At 71.2% G+C, this 20,640-nt stretch carries 19 protein-coding genes; 15 read left to right on the top strand and 4 right to left on the bottom strand.

The features are described 5' to 3' along the window. The gene (locus ABS52_08100; protein ODT03710.1) at nt 1-2,271 is read right to left on the bottom strand and encodes a hypothetical protein; all 2,271 of its coding nucleotides are present in this window, start codon (nt 2,269-2,271) and stop codon (nt 1-3) included. Nucleotide 2,272: 1 nt separating this feature from the next. Then, nucleotides 2,273-3,199 carry a hypothetical protein gene (locus ABS52_08095; protein ODT03709.1) on the bottom strand — a complete coding sequence of 309 codons (927 nt, stop codon included), beginning with the start codon at nt 3,197-3,199 and terminating at the stop codon, nt 2,273-2,275. Between the two features lie 146 nt (nt 3,200-3,345). On the opposite strand from ABS52_08095, the gene ABS52_08090 reads away from it, so the two are divergent. Then, on the top strand, nt 3,346-3,690 hold the full coding sequence (locus tag ABS52_08090) for a hypothetical protein (protein ID ODT03708.1): 345 nt from the start codon (nt 3,346-3,348) through the stop codon (nt 3,688-3,690). Nucleotides 3,691-3,744: 54 nt separating this feature from the next. On the opposite strand, the gene ABS52_08085 is transcribed toward ABS52_08090, so the two are convergent. Further along, complete coding sequence (locus ABS52_08085; GenBank protein ODT03707.1) at nt 3,745-4,764, bottom strand: ferredoxin--NADP(+) reductase; 1,020 nt, start codon at nt 4,762-4,764, stop codon at nt 3,745-3,747. 138 nt (nt 4,765-4,902) lie between these two features. On the opposite strand from ABS52_08085, the gene ABS52_08080 reads away from it, so the two are divergent. From ABS52_08080 to ABS52_08040, 9 genes are all read left to right on the top strand, one after another. Beyond that, complete coding sequence (locus tag ABS52_08080; protein ID ODT03706.1) at nt 4,903-5,454, top strand: ATP:cob(I)alamin adenosyltransferase; 552 nt, start codon at nt 4,903-4,905, stop codon at nt 5,452-5,454. 41 nt (nt 5,455-5,495) lie between these two features. Next, nucleotides 5,496-6,587 carry a 3-dehydroquinate synthase gene (locus ABS52_08075; GenBank protein ODT03766.1) on the top strand — a complete coding sequence of 364 codons (1,092 nt, stop codon included), beginning with the start codon at nt 5,496-5,498 and terminating at the stop codon, nt 6,585-6,587. Between the two features lie 504 nt (nt 6,588-7,091). Then, nucleotides 7,092-7,994 carry a hypothetical protein gene (locus ABS52_08070; GenBank protein ODT03705.1) on the top strand — a complete coding sequence of 301 codons (903 nt, stop codon included), beginning with the start codon at nt 7,092-7,094 and terminating at the stop codon, nt 7,992-7,994. A 159-nt stretch (nt 7,995-8,153) separates the two neighbouring features. Continuing rightward, the gene (locus ABS52_08065) at nt 8,154-8,816 is read left to right on the top strand and encodes a hypothetical protein (protein ID ODT03704.1); all 663 of its coding nucleotides are present in this window, start codon (nt 8,154-8,156) and stop codon (nt 8,814-8,816) included. After that, nucleotides 8,813-10,237: a glycolate oxidase subunit GlcD gene (locus ABS52_08060; GenBank protein ODT03703.1), complete on the top strand. Its 1,425-nt coding sequence runs from the start codon at nt 8,813-8,815 to the stop codon at nt 10,235-10,237. Before ABS52_08065 ends, ABS52_08060 begins: the two co-directional genes overlap by 4 nt. A gap of 82 nt (nt 10,238-10,319) precedes the next feature. After that, complete coding sequence (locus ABS52_08055; protein ID ODT03702.1) at nt 10,320-11,525, top strand: hypothetical protein; 1,206 nt, start codon at nt 10,320-10,322, stop codon at nt 11,523-11,525. Then, entirely contained in the window at nt 11,522-12,805 is a 1,284-nt protein-coding gene (locus ABS52_08050; protein ID ODT03701.1) for a hypothetical protein, read from the top strand. Before ABS52_08055 ends, ABS52_08050 begins: the two co-directional genes overlap by 4 nt. Before the next feature lie 9 nt (nt 12,806-12,814). Further along, nucleotides 12,815-13,519, top strand: a complete 705-nt coding sequence (locus ABS52_08045) for a hypothetical protein (GenBank protein ODT03700.1) — start codon at nt 12,815-12,817, stop codon at nt 13,517-13,519. A gap of 53 nt (nt 13,520-13,572) precedes the next feature. Continuing rightward, a complete protein-coding gene (locus ABS52_08040; GenBank protein ODT03699.1) occupies nt 13,573-14,661 on the top strand; it encodes a hypothetical protein in 1,089 nt (362 codons plus the stop codon). Nucleotides 14,662-14,736: 75 nt separating this feature from the next. On the opposite strand, the gene ABS52_08035 is transcribed toward ABS52_08040, so the two are convergent. Further along, nucleotides 14,737-14,925 (bottom strand): hypothetical protein, encoded by a 189-nt coding sequence (locus tag ABS52_08035; protein ODT03698.1) that lies wholly within the window; start codon nt 14,923-14,925, stop codon nt 14,737-14,739. Between the two features lie 517 nt (nt 14,926-15,442). Between ABS52_08035 and ABS52_08030 the strand changes: the two genes are divergently transcribed. From ABS52_08030 to ABS52_08010, 5 genes are all read left to right on the top strand, one after another. Further along, nucleotides 15,443-17,536, top strand: coding sequence for a molybdopterin oxidoreductase (locus ABS52_08030; protein ID ODT03697.1), 2,094 nt, complete (start codon nt 15,443-15,445; stop codon nt 17,534-17,536). A 76-nt stretch (nt 17,537-17,612) separates the two neighbouring features. Beyond that, the gene (locus ABS52_08025) at nt 17,613-19,091 is read left to right on the top strand and encodes a magnesium chelatase (protein ID ODT03696.1); all 1,479 of its coding nucleotides are present in this window, start codon (nt 17,613-17,615) and stop codon (nt 19,089-19,091) included. 44 nt (nt 19,092-19,135) lie between these two features. Then, on the top strand, nt 19,136-19,609 hold the full coding sequence (locus ABS52_08020; protein ID ODT03695.1) for a hypothetical protein: 474 nt from the start codon (nt 19,136-19,138) through the stop codon (nt 19,607-19,609). Between the two features lie 6 nt (nt 19,610-19,615). Next, nucleotides 19,616-20,245 carry a hypothetical protein gene (locus ABS52_08015; GenBank protein ODT03694.1) on the top strand — a complete coding sequence of 210 codons (630 nt, stop codon included), beginning with the start codon at nt 19,616-19,618 and terminating at the stop codon, nt 20,243-20,245. A gap of 100 nt (nt 20,246-20,345) precedes the next feature. Continuing rightward, nucleotides 20,346-20,639: a hypothetical protein gene (locus ABS52_08010; GenBank protein ODT03693.1), complete on the top strand. Its 294-nt coding sequence runs from the start codon at nt 20,346-20,348 to the stop codon at nt 20,637-20,639. Nucleotide 20,640: the final 1 nt, after the last annotated feature.

Here is a 20,640-nt window from a genome sequence, read left to right as displayed (position 1 = left end):
CTAGAACGCCTGCCCGATCGAGAAGTTGAACGTCAGCCTGCTCCCGAAGCTCGTGCGGCGGGCGGGCTGGAACGTCGATGGACAGGCGCCGCGCGCCTGCACCGGAAGGGCGGTTCCCCCTCCGGGCCGCGCCTCGCCCGGGACGACGGGGAGGAGGTTGTCGGGGCTGACGCAGTACAGCGCCCGCTCCACGGCGTCGCCCACGCGCTGCGAGGCGCTGTAGAAGGCCGGCCCGCTCGGCGCCTGGTACGGGTTGTAGCCGATGTCGACGCGCACCGGTCCGATCGGGGTGAAGACGCGCACGCCCACCCCCGGGGTGATCTTGATGCGCACCTGCGTCTGGCTGGCGGTGTTGCCGCCGCGGTTCCACACCTCGCCGGCGTCGACGAAGAGCGCGTACTGGATGAGCTCCGGGAGGAAGACCGAGCGCAGGCGCAATTCGGCGTTGGCGATCACCACGTTGTCGCCGCCGGAGGGGACGACGCGCAGGCGCCCGCCCGACTGGTCGATGCGGAAGTACGACGTGTCGCCGGCGCCCGGGACGACCGTGAACGTGTCTTCCACGACGTAGATGGAGGGGCCGAGTTCGTTCTGGCGGAAGCCACGCACCGTGGTGGGCCCGCCCGCGTAGAGGCGTTCCTGCGGCGGGACGAAGCTGCGGCTCCCGCCGACGGAGAGGCGGCGCCCCAGCACGGTGCCGCCGCGGAGGCGCATGACGAAGACGCCGCCGTCGAAGACCGGGCGGTAGAAGGAGCCGTCGAAGACCGCGCGATTGAACTGCTGGTCGGTGCTCGAGCCGATGGCGCGCGACGCGTGGCGCAGCTCGAAGCGCAGGACCGACCCCCGCGTGGGATTCGCGAAGTCGTCGGCCCGGTTGCGCGTGAGGCTCCAGCCGCCCACCGCGAGGCGGTTGCGGGCGAGGAGGCGCTCCTGCACCTCGAGCTCGCAGACGTTGAAGACGGCGCAGAAGAAGGCCGGCGACGAGAACGTGCTCCCGTACTCGAGCTGGTAGGAGAAGCTCTGGGGGAGGGGGCCGTCGATTCCCTGCTGCACCGACCCGAGGACGCCGAAGGGGGTGTCGCGCAGGAACGCCTGGAATTCGGAGCGGCGCTCGCTGTAGAGGGTGATGGTGGGGACGGTGCGCAGCCCGAAGAGCGAGGGCTGCGAGAGCGTCACCCCGGCATAGTAGTTCAGGGTGTCGCTGAAGATGTCGTTCTGCACCTCGCTGCGGCAGAAGCCGCTGGCGAAGTCGAACGGCTTGCCGACCCCGATCTTGGAGAGGCGGCCGTTGAGGTCGAGCCGCCGCAGCCCGCCGAGGAAGCTGTAGTTGGAGTAGCTCCCCTGCGTGCGCAGGCAGTCGAGATTCCCCCATCCGATCGACGCCCGCGCGGCACGCAGGTCGCCTTCCGTCAGCTGCACATTGACGGTGACCAGCGAGTCGACCGCGTCCACGAGCGACGCGGAGTCCACCTGGACGTCGACGTGGCGGAATGCCTCCGAGAGGTAGAGGCTCCGCTTGACCGCTTCGAGCGAGCGTTCACGATAGAGCTGGCCCTCACGAATGCCGAGCACCGACCTGACGCGTTGCGGGTCGATGCGCGGGTGCTCACCCGGCGGGGCCTCGATGTTGACGTTGACGGCGCCGAGGCGCGCGCGCGGGCCGGTGGCGGCGCTGAACTCGACGCTCGCCGTGCGCCTGGCGGTATCGGTGTCGAAGCTCCGCAGGACTTCGGCGAGCGGATAGCCGCGGTCGCGGAGGCGGCGCGCGAGCGAGTCGCGCGTGGCCAGCACCACCGACTTGTCGAAGCGCTGGCCCACCTTGATCTCGATGCCGCGCACGAGCCGGTCGAATTGCGGGACGCCCTCGAACCCCTGGTAGGTGACGCTGTCCACCAGGATCGGCCGCCCCTCGGTGATGACGAAGCGCAGGTGCGCGGCGCGCGGGCCGTGCATGGTGATCTCCTTCCCCACGGTGACCGACGAGAAGCCGGCGTTGCGGTAGAAGAGGATCAGGCGCAACGAGTCCTGGGTGACGGTGGCGGGATCGAGGCAGTAGCGCTTGCCGAAGAAGCGGAAGTAGCGGCGGGCGAACGACGACTGGGTCGTCGCCACGCCGTCGGCGAGCTCGCTGCTGCGAAAGGTGTGGTTGCCGACGAAGTCGAGCTTGCGCACCTCGATGGAGGTCGCGTCGCATTCGAGCGCCTGGGCGCCAAGGCCACGGGCCAGGCAGAGCCACGCGACCCCGAGGGCCACCCCGAGTCGGCGACGCACGTCAGGCGGTCTCGACGAGGACGGCGCCGGTCCCCTTCATCTTGGCGCGTCGCTTGACGTCGGCGGCGCGCATGCCGAGGTGGGCGAGGCTCTGCCAGCCGGCGGGATCGACGTCGAGCACGGCGGCCGAGACCCCGGCCAGCGGGAACTCGCGCACCCGCCCCTCGCGGTCGACGCCCGTGTAACTCCCCTGCGCCGCGGCGTCGGGCCCGACCGCCGCTTCGACGACGCCGCGGCAGCGGCGGGTGCACTCGTCCATGAGTGGCACCGCCCGCGCCATCGTGGTGATGACGATGAAATCGTCGCCACCGATGTGCCCCACGAAGTCGACCGCGGCATCGCCCGCCACGGCCGCGGACGATTCACGGATCGCGGCACCGAGCCCGCGAATGACCTCGTCCGCGATGGCGAAGCCGAACGTGTCGGCGAACGGCTTGAAGTTGTCGAGGTCCAGGTAGCAGACCGCGAAGCGCGCCCCGGCCTGCACCCGGTCCATGATCTCGGACTCGATCGCGCGCCCTCCCGGGAGGCCGCTGGTCGGGTTCCGGTCGCCCTCGCGCTGGACCAAACGAAGCATTGCCTGCACGCGGGCGCGCAGCTCGCGCGGATCGAAGGGCTTCGCGATGTAGTCGTCCGCGCCGGCGGCGAAGCCCTCGACCTTGCTCTCCACGCCGCTCTGCGCGGTGAGCATCATCACCGGGACGCGCGCCGTGAACGGGTTCTGCTTGAGGCGCCGGCACACCTCCAGCCCGCTCATGTGGGGCATGGAGTGGTCCAGGATCACGAGGTCGGGCTCGCGCGCCGCAATGGACGCGAGCGCCTCGACTCCGTCCGCGGCCATCGACACCTCATGACCCGAGGCGCGAAAGAGCTCGCGCAGCATCAGGCGCATGTCTTCGTTGTCGTCGGCCAGCAGGAGATAACTCACGGATCGAAGCGAACTTGCCTCGTGTTTGACGGGTCGTGTCCCATGGGCGTAAGTTCTCGTCCGCTCACCCGTACTGTCAATCGGACGGCAGGAAGCGGCGCAATTCCGGACGCGCGCGTCACGCCCTGCCGCAGCGCCCCCGCCCCGTGGAACTCGACGCCTACCAGGCCCTCGCCCGTCGCACGCTGAACCCCGCGCTCGACGGGCAGGCGCGCCTCCTCGACGCCGCCGCCGGGCTTGCGGAGGAGGCGGGGGAGGTGCTGGGGACCGTGCGCAAGCACCTCTTCCAGCAGCGCCCGCTCGATCGCGAGGCCCTCACGCGCGAGTTAGGCGACGCGCTCTGGTGCCTCAGCGCCGTCGCCACCGCGCTCGACCTGTCGTTAGGTGACGTGGCGCACGGCAACCTCGAGAAGCTCGAGCGGCGCTACCCCAGCGGCTTCACCGCCGAGGCGGCCTTGCGTCGGGGCGACGAGCCACCGGCCGGGGGGTGACCCGGCCAGCGCCCCGCAGGGCGCCGGCGCCCGCCGGGAGGGGAGAGCCGCCGATCAGTCGTCCTTCTGGCCGAAGATCGCCATGTTGGACGAGTGCCCCGGGGCGACCTTCTTCTCGGGGTAGATCCAGTGGACGGCCTGGTTCACCGCCGTCGCCGCCTCACCGAACCCGGCCGCGATCAGCTTGAGCTTGCCGGGATACGTCGTGACGTCGCCCGCGGCATAGATCCCGGGGCGCCCCGTCTCCATCATGGAATTGACGACGATCTCGTCCTTTTCGAGCGTCAGCCCCCACTTGGCCAGTTCGCCCAGGTCGCTCACGTAGCCCAGCATCGGCAGGACCGCCTCGCACGGGACGGCGCGAGTGGCCTTGGTCTTCGTCTCGCGCACCACCACGCCGGTCAGGCGGTCGTCCTGGCTCACGATGTCATGCAGCTCGTGGAAGGTGAGAATCTCCACCGCCCCCTCCGACGCCGCGCGCTGCACCTCGGCGACGGTCGCACCGTGCGCGCGGAAACGGTCGCTCCGGTGGACCACCGTCACGTGCAGCGCCTTGCCGGTGAGCTGGTGCGCCCAATCGAACGCCGAATCGCCGCCGCCGATGATGACGACACGCTTCCCCCGGTATACCTCGGGGTCGAGGACCACGTCATCGATGCCTCGCCCGTACCAGGGCTCCGCGCACGGCTGCGGGAGGCGCCGCGGGGCGAAGGCCCCGATCCCGGCGGCGATGAGGATGGCGCGCGTGGGATACTCGCCCGCCGTCGTCTGGAGAACGAAGTGCCCATCCCGCTCGTCGAGCCCCCGCACTTCCTGGTGGAGGAACTCCTTGCCACCGAACTGGGCCGATTGCTCGACCAGCGCGCGCACGAGGTCCTTGGCCAGGATCTTGGGAAATCCGGCGACGTCGAAGATGTACTTTTCGGGGTAGAGGGCGGTCAGCTGGCCGCCGAGCTGGGGGAGCGCGTCGATGATCTGGGCGGTGGCGCCCCGCATCCCGGCATAGAATCGTGCGAAGAGCCCTGTGGGGCCGCCGCCGATGATGGTGATGTCGACGAGGTCGTGAGTAGGCATGGGGGAAACGTAATTGGGGTCCGAAGCCGCCGGCTGCGTCGCAGCGCAGCCGCCCCCTCCTCCCGCCCCCCCTGCCCCCCCCGCCCTCGTCTCCTCGTCTCCTCGTCTTCTCGTCTTCTCGTCTTCTAGATTTCATCCATGACCCTCAAGATCTACACCAAGACCGGCGACGCCGGACAGACCGCGCTGTTCGGCGGCGGACGCGTGGAGAAGGACCACCCGCGGGTGGAGGCATACGGTGCCGTCGACGAGCTGAACGCCTGCCTTGGCATGGCGCGTTCGGTCGAGCTGATGCCCCGCATCGACGAGGTGCTGGTCCCCATCCAGCGTGACCTCTTCTCCATCGGGGCGCTGCTGGCGACGCCGGACCGCGACAAGATGCGCGAGCAGCTGCAAAAGGCGCGCATCGACGACGGACGGATCGCCGAACTGGAGCGGGCGATCGACGAGTGCGATCGCGAGCTGGAGCCGCTCAAGTCGTTCATCCTCCCCGGGGGGACGCCGAAGTCCTCGGCGCTGCACGTGGCGCGCACGGTCTGTCGGCGCGCCGAGCGGCGCGTCGTCGCGCTGCATCGCGAGGTGCAGCTCCCGGACCTCGTCGTGATCTACCTCAACCGGCTCTCGGACCTCCTGTTCATGCTGGCGCGGGTGGCCAACCGGCGCGCCGGGGCAGGCGAGGTGACGTGGTAGCAGCCGAGGGGAGCGCGAGCGCCCCCGAGCGTTCCGTCGAGCTGCTGGGCTACCGGGTGCGAGTGGCCCCCTGGCTCCTCGAGCAGGTGGGGCGGGTGGTGGCGGAGGTGGCGCCCGCCCACACCGTCGCGGTCATCACCGACGACCACGTGGCGCCGTTGCACCTCCCGGCCGTGGTCGGATCGCTGCGGCACTTTCTCCCGCACACCCGCACCATCGTCCGGGCAATCCCTTCGGGCGAGCAGCAGAAGACGCGCGAGACCTGGGCCGCGCTCACCGACTGGATGACGGACGAGCGCTGCGGGCGCGACACGACGGTCGTCGCGTTGGGCGGCGGTGTCGTCGGCGACCTGGCCGGCTTCGTCGCCGCCACCTTCATGCGCGGCATCCCCGTCGTCCAGTGCCCCACCTCGCTCCTGGCGATGGTCGACGCATCGGTGGGCGGAAAAGTCGGGGTCGACACCCCCGCCGGGAAGAACCTCGTCGGCGCCTTCCACCAGCCACACGCCGTCCTCGTCGACCCGACGGCGCTGCAGACGCTCCCCCCCGACCACCGGCGCGCGGGACTGGCCGAGGTCATCAAGCACGGAGCCATCGCCGACGCCGGTTACCTCGACGAGGCGGTGGCGTTAGGCGCGACGCTCGTGTCGGGGGACGACGTGGCGTGGCACGGCGAGCGCCTCACCGCCCTCATCGCGCGCAGCATCGCGATCAAGGCCGACGTGGTGCGCCAGGACGAGCGGGAGGGCGGCGTACGCCAGGTCCTGAACTTCGGTCACACCATCGGGCATGCGATCGAGGCGGCCAGCGGCTTCACCCTGCTGCACGGCGAGGCGATCGCGATCGGGATGACGTGCGAGGCGTTGCTGGCCGAGCGCCTCGGCATCGCCGAGCCCGGGACGGGCGACGTCATCGAGCGGGCGTTGCGCGCGGTGGGGCTCCCGACGCAGTGTCCACCGGGGATGCCGCCGTCGACGCTCATCGACCTGATGCGGATCGACAAGAAGTCGCGCAACAGCCGGATCGTCTTCGCCCTCCCGGCACGCATCGGCACCATGGCGCGGGTCGACCGGCGGTTCGGCATCGCCGTGGGCGACGACGTCGTCCTCGCCGCCCTCTCGTCCACCCGCTGACCGGGAGGCGCGCGCCGGGGTGGCGGCACCCGCGGCGTGCGCCACCTGTCTCCCCCTGACGGAGTTGCCCATGACGCCTCGCGGCGCCGCAATGCTCGGGATGATCCTCTTCATCGTCCTCCTCTCGTTCGGCTCGTACCTGCTGGACGTCCCCATGGCGGTCGTCCTCATCGCCGCCGTCTTCGCCATCAGCGTCATCCTGTTCGTCGGGACCAGGGGGCGCCCACCGGAGTCGCGCTGAGCGCTGGCGCCGGGTTCTCTTCGGTATCCTGCTGCCTCGTTGGCCGCGAGTCGATCCGATCGAATCGCTCAGGATTGCGGAGGGGTTTCTGGCCAACCCGTTGCCGCTGTGACGGATACGGCCAGTCGGCGGCGCCCGGGCCTGCTGGCATCAAAATTGGCTGTTGACGGTTGCGATACCCTTTCTTATCGTGGCCGCCCGATCAGCAGGACGCCGGTGAGCGACTGTCGCTCGATTCGCCACATAGACGGTTAGGGGCGTGTATGCAGCAAGTGACCGAGAGTCGGCCCAAGGGAACGAAGAGCTTCATCCGTTCCTCCCCCTCCACCGCTTTCGATCAATACCTCCAGGACATCCAGAAGCTTCCGCTCATCACCGACCCGGCCGAGGAGCGTCGCCTCGCGCGGTTGGCCCAGAAGGGCGATGAGAGCGCCGCCGAGCGGCTCGTCACGGCGAACCTGCGGTTCGTGATCTCCTACGTGAAGAAGTACCAGGGGCACGGACTCGACCTCAGCGAACTCGTCGCCATCGGCAACGAGGGGCTTCTCAAGGCGGTGCGGAAGTTCGATCCGGACCAGGGCGTGAAGTTCATCTCCTATGCGGTGTGGTGGGTGCGCCAGGCGGTCCTCAAGGCGCTGGCCGAGCAGACGCGATCGGTGCGGATTCCGCTCAACCAGAACTCGCAGCTCATCCGGCTCTCACGCGCGGAGACGATCCTCGGCCAGGTCCTGCGCCGCGACCCCACCGATGACGAAGTGGCGCGCCTGATCGGCGAGACGCCCGACAACGTGCGCTCGGCCCGCCAGATGTCGGCCACCGAAGTCTCGCTGGACGCCCCGATCGATCGCAGCGACCGCGAGGCATCCACGTTAGGCGAGCGCTTCGCCGGCGTCGATGGTGCGGAGATCGAGGAAGTCACCGACTACAAGCTGATGCGGGAGTTCATCGAGCGTGTCTTCCGCAAGTACCTCACCCCGCGCGAGCGCAAGATCCTCTACCTCTACTACGGGCTCGAGGAGGGCTCGGAGGCGATGACGCTCGAGCGCATCGGGGCGTTGATGGGGGTCACCCGCGAGCGCATCCGGCAGATCCGCGAGCGCGCCTTCGAGAAGCTGCGCGAATCGCCCGACGGGCGGGCGCTGGCCGGATTCTGGTCGGCGGCGTAGCGACGGACCACGTGGATGACGGACGGCCGGGGGCACACGCTCCCGGCCGTCGTGTCTTTCCCCCTCTCCCGGCCGCCGGCCGCCGCGGGGCGATTCCCGGGTTCGCCACGCGTGGCCAATTCCATCGCGACCGCGCCGTGTGGTAACATCAAGTCTGCCATGCCAGCCCCCGACCGACTTCCGATCTTCCCGCTCCCCCTGGTCCTCCTCCCCGGGGCGGTGCAGCCGCTGCACATCTTCGAGCCGCGCTACCGCCAGATGCTGTCCGACTGCCTCGCGGGCGACCGGGAGTTCGGAATCATCTGCCGCACGCCCGTCATCGCCGAGCGCGCCATCCCGGAGGGGACCGCCGGGTGCCGCGCCCACATCGAATCCGCCCAATCGCTCCCCGACGGGAGGTCGAACATCATGGTGATCGGGGGGGACCGCTTCGTCCTGGAGGCGTTCGTCGACGATCCTGCGCCGTATCATGTCGCGCGAGTGGCATCGTTCGAGGACGTGCCGGAATCGATGGCCGCCCTCGAGGACCTGGCAAACCGATTGCGGGAGCTGTTTGCGAGAGTGGGGCGGTCGGCGCGGGCGATCCAGGACGACGCCACGCCGCTCCCGGAGCTCCCGGCATCACCCGCGGCGCTTTCCTTCGCCATCGCGCAGTTCATCGACCTCGAGCTGGCCGACAAGCAGCGGGTGCTGGCGTCGCGCTCGCCGCTGCAGCGGTTGCAGCTGCTGGACGAGGCGCTGGCGCCGGTGGTCGAGTCGATCGAGCGACGGGCGCAGGTGCACGCGCGGGCCAAGCGCAACGGGACGGGAGGGCACGCATGAATCCCGAGGCGCTGGGACGAGTGCTGGCCGGGATCGTCGGCGAGCGGCAGGTGCTGGGACGCGCCAGCGAGCTGCTGGTGTACGCGAGCGACGGGCTTCCGGGTTACCGCAAGCAACCGGCGCTCGCGGTCTTCCCCCGCACGCGCGAGGAAGTCGTCCTCGTCGTGCGCGCGCTGGCCGAGGCGGGAGTCCCCTTCGTCCCACGCGGCGCGGGGACCGGGCTCTCCGGCGGGGCGCTGGCCGAGGGATCGGTGCTGCTGGGGCTCAATCGCCTGACGCGGATCCTCTCCGTGGATGCCGAGAACCGGGTGGCCGTGGTGGAGCCGGGGGTGGTCAACGTGCACCTGACGCGGGCGGTGGCGCCGTACGGGCTCCATTACGCCCCCGACCCCTCGAGCCAGGCGGCGTGCACGATCGGCGGCAACGTGGCGGAGAACGCCGGCGGGCCGCACTGCCTCAAGTACGGGGTCACGCTCAATCACGTGGTGGCGCTGACGGTCCTGCTTCCCGACGGTGAGATCGTGACGCTGGGGAGTGCGGATGGGGAGGGCGAGGGATACGACCTGCTGGGCGCGTTCGTGGGAAGCGAGGGGTGCTTCGGCGTGGCGCTCGATGCGACGGTGCGCCTGTCGCGCAACCCGCAGGCGGTCCGCACGCTGCTGGCCGACTTCGAGAGCATGGACGCGGCGGCACGCGCGACCTCGGCGATCATCGCCGCGGGGATCGTTCCCGCGGCGCTGGAGATGATGGACCAGCCGACGATCCGCGCGGTGGAGGCGTCGATCTACGCCGCCGGGTACCCGGTGGACGCGGCGGCGGTGCTCCTGATGGAGCTCGACGGGCTGGAGGCGGGGATCGACGCCGACGCCGAGAGGCTGCGGATCATTTGTCTCGAGAACGGGGCGCGGGAGGTCCGGCAGGCGCGCGACGAGGCGGAGCGCGCGCGCCTGTGGCAGGGACGAAAGAAGGCGTTCGGGGCGATGGGGCGGGTGTCGTCGCACCTGGTCGTGCAGGACGCCGTGATCCCGCGGACCCGCCTGCCCGAGGTGCTGCGCGAGATCGCGCGCATCGGCGAGGCGGAAGGGCTCACGATCTGCAACGTCTTCCACGCCGGCGACGGCAACCTGCACCCCAACATCCCGTACAACGCCAATGACGCCGACGAGAGCGCGCGCGTGCACCGGGCGATGCGCGCCATCATGCAGGCGTGCGTCGCCGCCGGGGGGAGCGTGACGGGGGAGCACGGGATCGGGCTCGACAAGGTGGAGTACATGCCGCTGATCTTCTCCCCGGAGTCGCTGGATGCGATGTGCCGGCTGCGCGACGTGTTCGACCCGAAGCGGCGCGCGAACCCCGGGAAGGTGGTCCCGGTGCACTCGTGCCGGGAATGGTCGGCGGTGCCGGCGACGCGGGGAGCGTGAGGATGCCGGAGCGTGAGGATGCCGGAGATGGAACCATGAGGCCGGGAATGGAACGATGACGCCAGTGAGCGGTCCGGACGGCATGATGTGGTCGGGGGGGGGCCCCGCAGCAGCTGTCCCCAACGCCCCCCCCGCACCATTCGACTCCCCCCTGCACCCCCGGGACACGGCCGACGTCGCCGCCGCCGTCCGGGACGCGGCGGCGCTGGGCATCCCGCTCCGCATCCGTGGCGCCGGGCACTGGCTCGACGCGGGGCGCCCCGTGACGAGCGCCGCGTGCATCCTCGATGTCTCGGCGCTTCGCGGGATCGTGGAATACCACCCGGGTGACCTGACCCTCACCGCACGGGCCGGCACGTCCCTCGCCGAAATCGACGCCGCCGCCCGCGCCAACGGCCAGTGGCTCCCGCTCGACCCGGTCGGAGCCGCGGCCGGCTCGTTAGGCGCGGCGCTCGCCACCGCCTCCTGCGGCCCGCTGGCCGCGGCGCTCGGCCATCCGCGCGACCTGTCGCTGGGGCTCGAGTTCGTCGACGGGCGCGGGATCGTGGTGCGCGGTGGAGGGCGCGTGGTGAAGAACGTGGCCGGGTTCGACCTCGTGCGCCTCACCGTCGGTGCGTGGGGGACGCTGGGCGTGATCACGGAGGCGACGGTGCGCCTGCGCGCACGCCCGGAGGCCGAATGCACGCTCGCCCTCGACGCGCCGCGCGACGCCGAGGCGCTGGCCACCCTGCTGCGCTCGCTCCGCGCCGCGCCCCTGGCCCCGCTGGCCATGGAACTCGTCGGCGGCGGGCGCATGGCCGCGCTCGAGGCCGGGGAGGGGGACGCCGTGCTCTTGCGCCTGGCGGGCAATCCCGTGGGCGTCGACGCGCAACGGCGCCACCTTGCATCGATCGGTACGGCACGGGAGCTGCCGGCCACGGCCTGGGACCACCTGGCGGCGGCCGACCCGGCCGGCGCCTTCACCCTGCGCGTGTCGGGGCGCCCGTCCCGCCTGGCCCCCCTCTGGCTCGGCGTGACGGCGGCGCTCGCGCACACCCCCGGCGCCCACTGCCAGGCGTCCGTCGAGCGCGGCGTCGCGCGCGTCGTCGTCCCCGCGGGCGACGCGGCCACGGTGGCGCCGCTGGTGCGTTCGCTGGCTCGCGAGTGGCACGTGATCGGCGAGCGGCTCCCCGCAGAGGCATGGGACGTCCTCCCCCCCGCGGCGTCCGACCGGCTCTCGCGCCGAGTGCGCGCCGCCTTCGACCCGTATCACATCCTGAACCCGGGCCTCCTGGCCCCCACGGCATGAGTGGCTCCCTCCCGACGGCCAAGCCCTGCGCGATCCCCGGCACCCCGCTCGCCCAAGCCACGCCGGGACTCGACACCTGCGTGCACTGCGGCTTCTGCCTGCAGGCGTGCCCCACCTACCTGGCGCTGCACGACGAGAACGATTCTCCCCGCGGCCGCATCGTGCTCATGCGGGCGCTGGTGGAGGGCGACCTCGCGCTCGACGACCCCACGGTGCAGACGCATATCGATCGCTGCCTGGGGTGTCGCGGCTGCGAGAGCGCCTGCCCGAGCGGTGTGCCGTACGGCCAGCTCCTCGAGGCAACCCGCGCCACCCTCGCGGCACGCCGCCCCCTCCCCCTCGTCGCGCGCCTGGTCCTCGGGACGTTTGCGCGACCGTGGGCCCTGGCGGTCGCACTGGCGATGGGGCGGCTGGCTCGCGCCACCGGGATCGCGCGCCTGCTCTCGCGCACCAGGGGGCGACTCGGCTTCGCGTTCGCCATGCTGCAGTCGACCGAGGTCCCCGTGGAGCGGGCGCCGTATGCGGCCCGGGGGGACGGCTCGCGCGGACGCGTGGCGCTCCTGCGCGGCTGCGTCATGGAAGGGCTCTTCGCCGGGACCAATCGCGCCACCGAGCGCGTGCTGACGGTGAACGACTACCGCGTCGTCGCGGCGCCGGGCGAAGGGTGCTGCGGGGCGCTGCACGCGCACGCCGGCGACGTGGCGACCGCGCGCGAGCTCGCCAGGCACAACATCGCGGCCTTCGAACGCGCCGGGGCCGACATCGTCGCCGTGAACGCGGCCGGGTGTGGCGCGATGATGAAGGAATACGGGCATCTCCTGCACGATGACCCCGCCTGGCGCGAACGGGCCGAGGGCATGGCGTCGCGCGTGCGCGACGTGAGCGAACTCCTGGCCGCGGCGGGCCCGCGCCCCGGGGCACCACTCCCGCTGCACGTCACCTACGACGCGCCCTGCCACCTGCAGCACGCCCAGCGGGTCACGGAGCCGCCGCTGGCCGTCCTGCGGGCCATCCCCGGATTGCAGCTGACGCCGCTCGTCGACGCCGACCAGTGTTGCGGCAGCGCCGGGATCTACAACCTCGTGGAGCCGGACACGTCGGATGTCGTCCTCGCGCCCAAGCTGGCGCACATCGGGGCGACGCGAGCCGCGCTCGTGGCCACCGGGAATCCGGGCTGCCTCATGCAGATCGGAGCCGGACTCGCGCGCGCGGGGAGCGCCCAGCGAGCCGTGCACCCGGTGGACCTCCTCGACGCGTCCTACGCCCGGCGCGAGGGCTGAAGCGAGACGATGTCACGACGCGTGATCGACGCCGTCCTCCTGGAGTTCGATGGAGTCCTCGCCGACACCGCACGCGCGCGTCGCGAGGCGCTCCTCTCGGTGCTCGGCGAGGAGGGGTTCCGCCTCACGCCCGAGGAGTACCGTGAGTCGTGTGCCGGGCTCGCCACCCCCGACGCCATCCGGGGGGCGCTCCGCCGGCGGGCAGTGTTGGTGGACGACACCGACCTCGAACTGCTGACGCTGCGCGTCGACCGCGTCTTCTCGGCCCACGTCGGCAAGGGAATCGTGCTGGTGGATGGCGCGCGCGAGACGGTGGAACGTCTCGCCGCTCGCGTTCGTCTCGGCATCGTGTCCCGCTCCCCACGCCGCGACGTGGAGTTCGTGCTGTCGCTCGCGCAACTGGAGCACGCCTTCGCCTGCGTGATCGGGGTCGAGGACGCCTTCCCCGGCAAGCCCGACGCGGCGCCGTACCATGCCGCGCTGCGCCGACTCGAGCGCCGCCGCCCCGTCCCTCCCGAAGGGGTCGTCGTGGCGATCGAGGATTCCATTGTCGGCATCCAGGCGGCGCACGCCGCCGGCCTCCGTTGCATCGTGGTCGGCGACGTTCCCGCGCATCTCGCCATGGAGGCGGAGGCCATCGTCCCCGCCATCACCGGACTCGACGTCGCGACGATCGAGGCGCTCGTCGCCCGCGAAGGAGAACGATTCGCATGACGGACCACCAGGATTCAACCTCACCCTCCCCCAGCATGGCAGCTGGCGGCGCCATGCCCGGAACGCCCGCGGCGCCTGCGGCATGCGCCCTCCTGGCCGACGTGGCGCGCGACTACGGCGACGTCGCCGGCGAGTATGCCGCGCTCCGGCGCGCCACCGCCGCCCCGGGAACGCGCGGCGCCATCGTGGTCGACCGCTCCTACCGCTCGCGCGGCACCTTTGCCGGCGCCAAGGCGCGCGACGTCCTCACCGGCCTCGTGACCAACGACATCCTGGCGATTGCGCCTGGCGAGGGATGCTACGCCGCCGCCCTCACGGCCAAGGGGAAGATCCTCGCCGACCCGCGCCTCTTCGCCCGGGACGACGACATCCTCGTCGACGTCGCTCCCCGCGCCGCGGCGGGGTGGTGGGCGATGATCCGCAAGTACGTGAACCCGCGACTGGCCCGCTACGCCGACGTCACGGCCTCGACGGCCGACGTGAGCGTCTACGGCACGCGCGCACACGCGGTGGTGGCGGCGGCAGTGGGGCTCCCCCGTGAGGAACTCTCCGCGATGGCCGAGTTCGCCCACCGCCCGATCGACGCCTTCGGGCACACGTTGCTCGTGGCACGCGTCCCGGACGTGGGACTCGAAGGCTTCTCGCTCATCGTCCCCATCGAGGCCAGGGGGGCCGCGTGGGACGCGCTCGTGACGGCCGGTGCGAGACCCGCCGGGCTCGACGCCTTCGAGATCGCCCGGATCGAGAGCGGACGCCCCGAGTGGGGAGTCGACATGGACGATTCGACGCTGGCGCAGGAAGGGAACATGGAGGCGCTCCACGCGATCTCCTTCACGAAGGGGTGCTACACGGGACAGGAGACCGTTGCACGCATCCACTTCCGGGGGCACGTGAATCGCCACCTCCGCGGGCTCCGCTTCGACGAGGCGACGGTGATCCCATCGGCGGCCCAGCTCCACGACGCGGGGGGGAAGCTGGTGGGCGACGTGCGCAGTTCGGTCGTCTCGCCGCGGCTGGGCGGGATCGCCCTGGCGATGGTGCGTCGTGAAGTGGAGAGCGGGAGCGAGGTCGACGCGACCTGGACGGCGGGGCGTGCGCGCGCACGGATCGTGGACCTCCCCTTCCCGTCTGGCGAGGGGTAAGGCGCGGGTTGGAGGGAAAACGCAGACGGGCGCGACCGGAAGGTCGCGCCCGTCGTGTCGCTCGGGAGAGCGAGCTTAGTGCTTGGTCGTGTCAGCAGCCGAGTCGTGCTTCATGGTCGTGTCCATGGCGGCGGCGCTGTCGGCCGGAGCCGGGGCCGGGGCCATGGCCGGAGCGGCGGTGTCAGCGGCCGGGGTGGCCTCTTCCTTGGCACCACCACAGGCGGCGACGAACATGACGGCGGCGGCGAGAGCGAAACGCTTCATTGCGAGATCTCCAGGGGACGGGGAATGGGGATGAGATGCGATTTACAGCCGGACTCCAAGACCTATGCGTCATTGGCCTGTCCGGCCGCAGCACGCCGCGCTCTCGGTCTTCAGTTGTCACGCCGAGGTTGGCTGCGTCGTGCGCCTAGACGCCGCCAAGTGGGGATGGCTCCCAGAGGAAGCCCCCCCTCGACCCAACAGGGGGGCAAATCTACGGGATCGGGCCGGAGAGTCAAGAGTTTCTGACGCCCCAAGTCCAACTGTGGCAACATGTTTCCCTCCGGTAGCCCAACCGGAGCTGTGCGTTTCGTCACAGTCGGGGCCGCAATCCCACCGATAATCGGCTCGCAAGCTCGGCAATTCCATGGATTTGCGCGCGCAGGGCCCGATGCGGCGTCCGGGCCGACGCGCCTTCCGCGACGAGCCCCGATTTGCGCGCGCGGGCGCAATTGCTAGACTGCAATCCTGCGCCCGCGCTCCGCTTTCCCTGCTCCCACCCTCCAGCGCTCAACGCTCCGTGATCAGCGCCGACGAAGGCACTGCGGCCACCACGACCGTGCGCGGGGCGTGTCCCCACGACTGTCCGGACACGTGCTCGACCATCGTCACGGTTCGCGACGGGCGCGCGATCCGGATCCAGGGCGATCCGGCGCATCCGTTCACCAACGGTTTCCTCTGCGCCAAGGTGAACCGCTACCTGGAGCGGACGTACCACAAGGAGCGGCTGACGACGCCGCTCAAGCGCATCGGCCGCAAGGGGGAGGGACGCTTCCAGCCGGTGTCGTGGGACGAGGCGCTTGGCGACATCGCCGCGCGCCTGCGGGCCATCGCCGACTCGCCGGACGGCCCCCAGTCGATCCTCCCGTACTCCTACGCGGGGACGATGGGGTTCCTGCAGGGGGAGAGCATGGACCGGCGCTTCTTCCATGCGTTGGGCGCGTCACGGCTCGACCGGACGATCTGCGCCACCGCCGGCAAGGTGGGGATGATGATGACGGTCGGGGCCAACATCGGCGCCGACGCCGAGGGCATCCCCGACTGCGACCTCGTGCTCCTGTGGGGGACGAACACCCTCACGTCGAATCCGCACCTCTGGCCGTTCGTGCTCGAGGCGCGTGAGCGGGGAGCGCGCGTGATCGCCATCGACCCCGTTCGCACCCGAACGGCGGAGCAGTGCGATGAATGGCTCGGGATCCGTCCCGGCACCGACGCCGCGCTGGCGCTCGCCATCATGCACGTCGTCTTCGACGAGGGACGGCAGGATGATGACTACCTGGCGCGTCATACGTTGGGCGCGGAGCAGCTGCGGGAGCGGGTGCGCGAGTGGTCCCCCGAACGGGCCGCCCCGATCACCGGGATCGACGCCGCGGCCATCCGCGCGCTCGGCCAGCGTTACGGGCGCGCCCGGTCCGCCTTCATCCGCATCAACTACGGATTGCAGCGGCACGGCGGGGGCGGGATGGCGGTGCGCACCATCGCCTGCCTGCCGGCGGTGACGGGACACTGGCGGCACGCCGGGGGCGGCGTGCAGCTGTCGACGAGCGCCAATTTCCGCTTCAACACCGCCGCCCTCGGGCGCCCGGACATCAATCCGGATGTGCGCACCATCAACATGATCCGCCTGGGCGAGGCGTTGACGCGTCCGGACGCGGGGGTCGGCGGGCCGCCCGTGCGTGCCCTCGTCGTGTACAACTCCAACCCGGCCGAGGTCGCGCCCGACCGCAACACCGTGTTGCACGGGCTGGCGCGCGACGACCTCTTCACCGTCGTCCTCGAGCACTTCCAGACGGGCACGGCCGACTGGGCCGACTACGTGCTGCCGGCCACCACCCAGCTCGAGCACTGGGACGTGCACCTGGCGTACGGCCACCACTACGCCACCCTGAACCGCCCCGCGATTGCCCCGATCGGCGAGGCGAAGCCGAACACCGAGATCTTCCGGCTGCTGGGGCGCCGCATGGGGCTCGCCCCCGCCCTCTTCGCCGACGACGACGTCGCGCTGGTGCGCCTGGCCCTGGACTCGACGCACGAGCGGATGAAGGGAGTGACGTACGAGCGCCTGATGGAACACGGCTGGGTGCGCCTGAACGTCCCGACCCCGTACGCACCGTACGCAGACGGCGGCTTCGCGACACCGAGCGGGAAGTGCGAGTTCTACTCGGGGCGACTGAAGGCGATGGGGTTCGACCCGCTGCCCACCTATACGCCGCCATACGAACTCCCCGAGACGGCGCCGTCGCTGGCGGCGAAGTACCCGCTCTCGCTCATCTCGTCGCCACGGCACTACTTCCTGAACTCGACGTTCGTGAACATCGCCTCGCTGCGGAAGGACGCGGAACCCGAGTGCATGATGCACCCGGTCGACGCCGAGCGACGCGGGCTGGGCAATGGCGCGATGGTCGTGGTGCACAACGACCGTGGACACTTCCTGGCGCGCCTGCGGGTGGAGGCGGGCGTGCGCGAGGGGGTCGTGTGGGCCCCGTCGGTCTGGTGGGGAAAGCTCACCCCCGACGGGCAGAACGCCAACGCCACGACGTCGCAGCGCGAGACCGACATGGGGCACGGCCCCGTCTTCTACGACAACCTCGTCGAGGTGAGCGCGGCCGACTGAGCGGCTGGCGGCGCCGCCAGCGAACTTGAGCGGACGGCGGCGCGTTGTAGCTTCGACCTCACACCCGGAGTCGCCGTTGCCGCACCATCCCCTTCCCGACACCCTTGGCGCCCTGAAGGCACACCCCCTGGGCGAGCGCGCGCGCGTCCTCCGTTCGGTCAAGGACGAGCTGCGCGAGAACCTGATCGTACGCCTCCGCGCGGGGGGCCCGATGTTCGAGGGGGTCGTGGGATACGAGGAGACGGTGATGCCGCAGGTCGTGAACGCGATCCTCGCACGGCACAACTTCATCCTCCTCGGGCTGCGCGGGCAGGCCAAGTCGCGGATCCTCCGTTCGCTCGTCACGCTCCTGGACGAGCGGATCCCGATCGTGGCCGGGAGCGAGATCAACGACAACCCGTACGCGCCGATCTCCAAGTACGCGCGCCAGCGCATCGAGGAGTTGGGGGACGAGACGCCGATCGCGTGGGTGGAGCGCGGCAGCCGTTACGTGGAGAAGCTGGCAACCCCCGACGTCACCATCGCCGACATCATCGGCGACGTCGACCCGATCAAGGCCGCGCGCGGCGGGCACATCCTGTCGGACGAGCTGACGATTCACTACGGGATGCTGCCGCGGGCCAACCGCGGGATCTTCGCGCTCAACGAGCTCCCCGACCTCGCCGGCAAGGTGCAGGTGGGGCTGTTCAACATCATGCAGGAGGGCGACGTCCAGATCAAGGGCTATCCGGTGCGCCTTCCGCTCGACGTCCTGCTCTGCTTCACCGCCAATCCCGAGGACTACACGGCGCGGGGCAAGATCATCACGCCGCTCAAGGACCGGATCGGGAGCGAGGTGCTGACGCATTACCCCGAGACGGTCGAGCTGGGGATGGCGATCACGGCGCAGGAGGCGTGGACGCAGCGCGGCTCGCTCCCGGTGCGCATCCCCGACTTCGTGGCCGAGGTGATCGAGCGGGTCGCCTTCGAGGCCCGCACGGACAAGCGGATCGACCGGCGCTCGGGGGTCTCGCAGCGCATGCCGATCGCGCTGCTGGAGGGGGTCGTCTCGAACGCCGAGCGCCGCGCGCTGCTGCTGGGAAGCGCCGAGGTCGTCCCGCGCATGTCCGACGTGTATGCGGCGCTACCGGCCATCACCGGCAAGATCGAGTTGGAGTACGAGGGAGAGCTGGCGGGGGCGGCGAACATCGCGCGGGAGCTCATCCGGCGCGCCGCCGATGCCACGTTCCACGACCGGGCCGGCGGGGTGAACCTGGACGACGTGATCCTCTGGTTCGAGGACGGTGCGGCGCTCCAGGTGACCGACGACGTCGACTCCACGGTGCTGGCGCGCGCCTTCGAGGCGGTCCCCGGCCTGGCGTCGCTGGTGCACCGCGTGGGACTGGCGCCGGCCGGCGATGCCGCGACCACGGCCGCCGCCTGCGAACTGGTCCTCGAGTCGCTCGTCGCCAGGCGCAAGCTGTCGCGCTCGGACGCGGGACGGTATGGCCGCGCGCCGCAGGAGCGGCGCTCGCGCGGCGGGCAGCAGGATTTCGGCGGCGGGCTCTCCGCCTGATGACGATGCCGGTGCCCACGCCCCTCCTCGCCCCACCCCCCGGCATGGTCGTCCGCGTCGCGACGCCCGACGACCTGGAGACGGTCGTGGCGCTGCGCTTGCAGCTGTTGCGCGAGGAGGCGCACAGTCCGCTGTTCGCCCGGCCGCGGCGCGACGCGGCGCGGCAGGCGCGCCTGTTGTGCGAAGCGCAGCTGGCCACGCCGAGCGAGGTGTCGCTCCTCGCGCTCGCTGGGGGCGACGGCATCGGGCTGCTCCGGTGCGCCGTCTCGCGGGCGCCGCGCCTCGTCCATCCCACGCGCTACGGTTTCCTCACCTCGGCATACGTCGCCCCAGCGTACCGGCGCCGCGGCGTCCTCCGCGCGCTGCTGCGCGAAGCGGAGGCCTGGTGCCGGGCCCACGGCCTGCGCGAGGTCCGCCTGCACTGCACGGTGGAGAATGCCGAGGGGAATGCGACCTGGGAGGCCCTGGGGTACGCCCCAGCGGAAGTCGTGCGGCGCCGCACCCTGGGCAACCGGTAGCCGACGATGCCGGTCGTCACGATCTCGCGCACGTTCGGCGCCGGGGGGAGCGAGGTGGCCGCGGAACTCTCCCGCCGGCTGCAATGGGCGCTGCTCGACAACGCCTTCGTGGAGCGGGTGGCCGTGGGGCTCCACGTCACTCCCGCGCACATGGAGGCCATCGAGGAGCGCCGCCCCTCGCTGGCCGAGCGCATCGCCGACGCCTTCGCGTACAGCTCGCAGGAGCTGCTCGCTGCCCCCCTGGGGGCGCCGCTCCCCCCCACCGAAGAGCGGATCCTCGAGGCGACCCGGCGCGTGATCGACGAAGCGGTGGCGCGCGGACCGGTGGTGCTGGTCGGGCGTGGGGCGCAGATGTGCCTGGCGAATCGCGAGGACGCCGTGCACGTCCTCTGCGTGGCGCCGCGCGACGCCTGCGCCACCCGGGTCGCGGCCCGCCGGGGCATTCCGGTTGCCGACGCCCTCCGGCTGGTCGACGAGACCAACCGGCAGCGCCTCGAGTACGTGCGCCGGAACTGGAAGCGGGATTGGCTCTCGCCGGCCAACTACCACCTGTGCGTGAACACCGACTGGCTCGGCATCGATGGAGGCGTGACGCTCATCGAGTCGGTCGTGCGCCGGTTGCATCTGGCGGGGTGAGCCTCTCGGCGCGGCGTCGGCGCGGGGAGGAGCGGCGCCGGGCGACGCGTGGCCGCAGGACGCGCCGTCGCTCGCGGCACGGCGGCGCGCCCTCACGGCGGTGGGGAGCGTACGCATCGCCGAGGTGCCGTGGACCGAGGCGGCGGCGCTGCCGGACAGCACGCCCCTCGTCGTGATCCCGATCGGCGCCGCGGCGAAGGAACATGGGCCGCACCTCCCGCTCGACAACGACTGGCTCCTGGCCGAGTACTTCGCGCAGCGCGTGGCCTCGGCCACGAAGGCGGTGCCGTATCCCACGGTGAACCATCACTTCTATCCGTCGCTTGTCGCACACCCCGGCTCGACCACGTTGCGACCGGAGATCGCCGCGCTGCGGCGCCTCCCGATCCCCTGAG

This window comes from Gemmatimonadetes bacterium SCN 70-22, from assembly GCA_001724275.1.
GTDB lineage: Bacteria > Gemmatimonadota > Gemmatimonadetes > Gemmatimonadales > Gemmatimonadaceae > SCN-70-22.
This window is presented reverse-complemented; position numbering and strand designations above follow the sequence as displayed.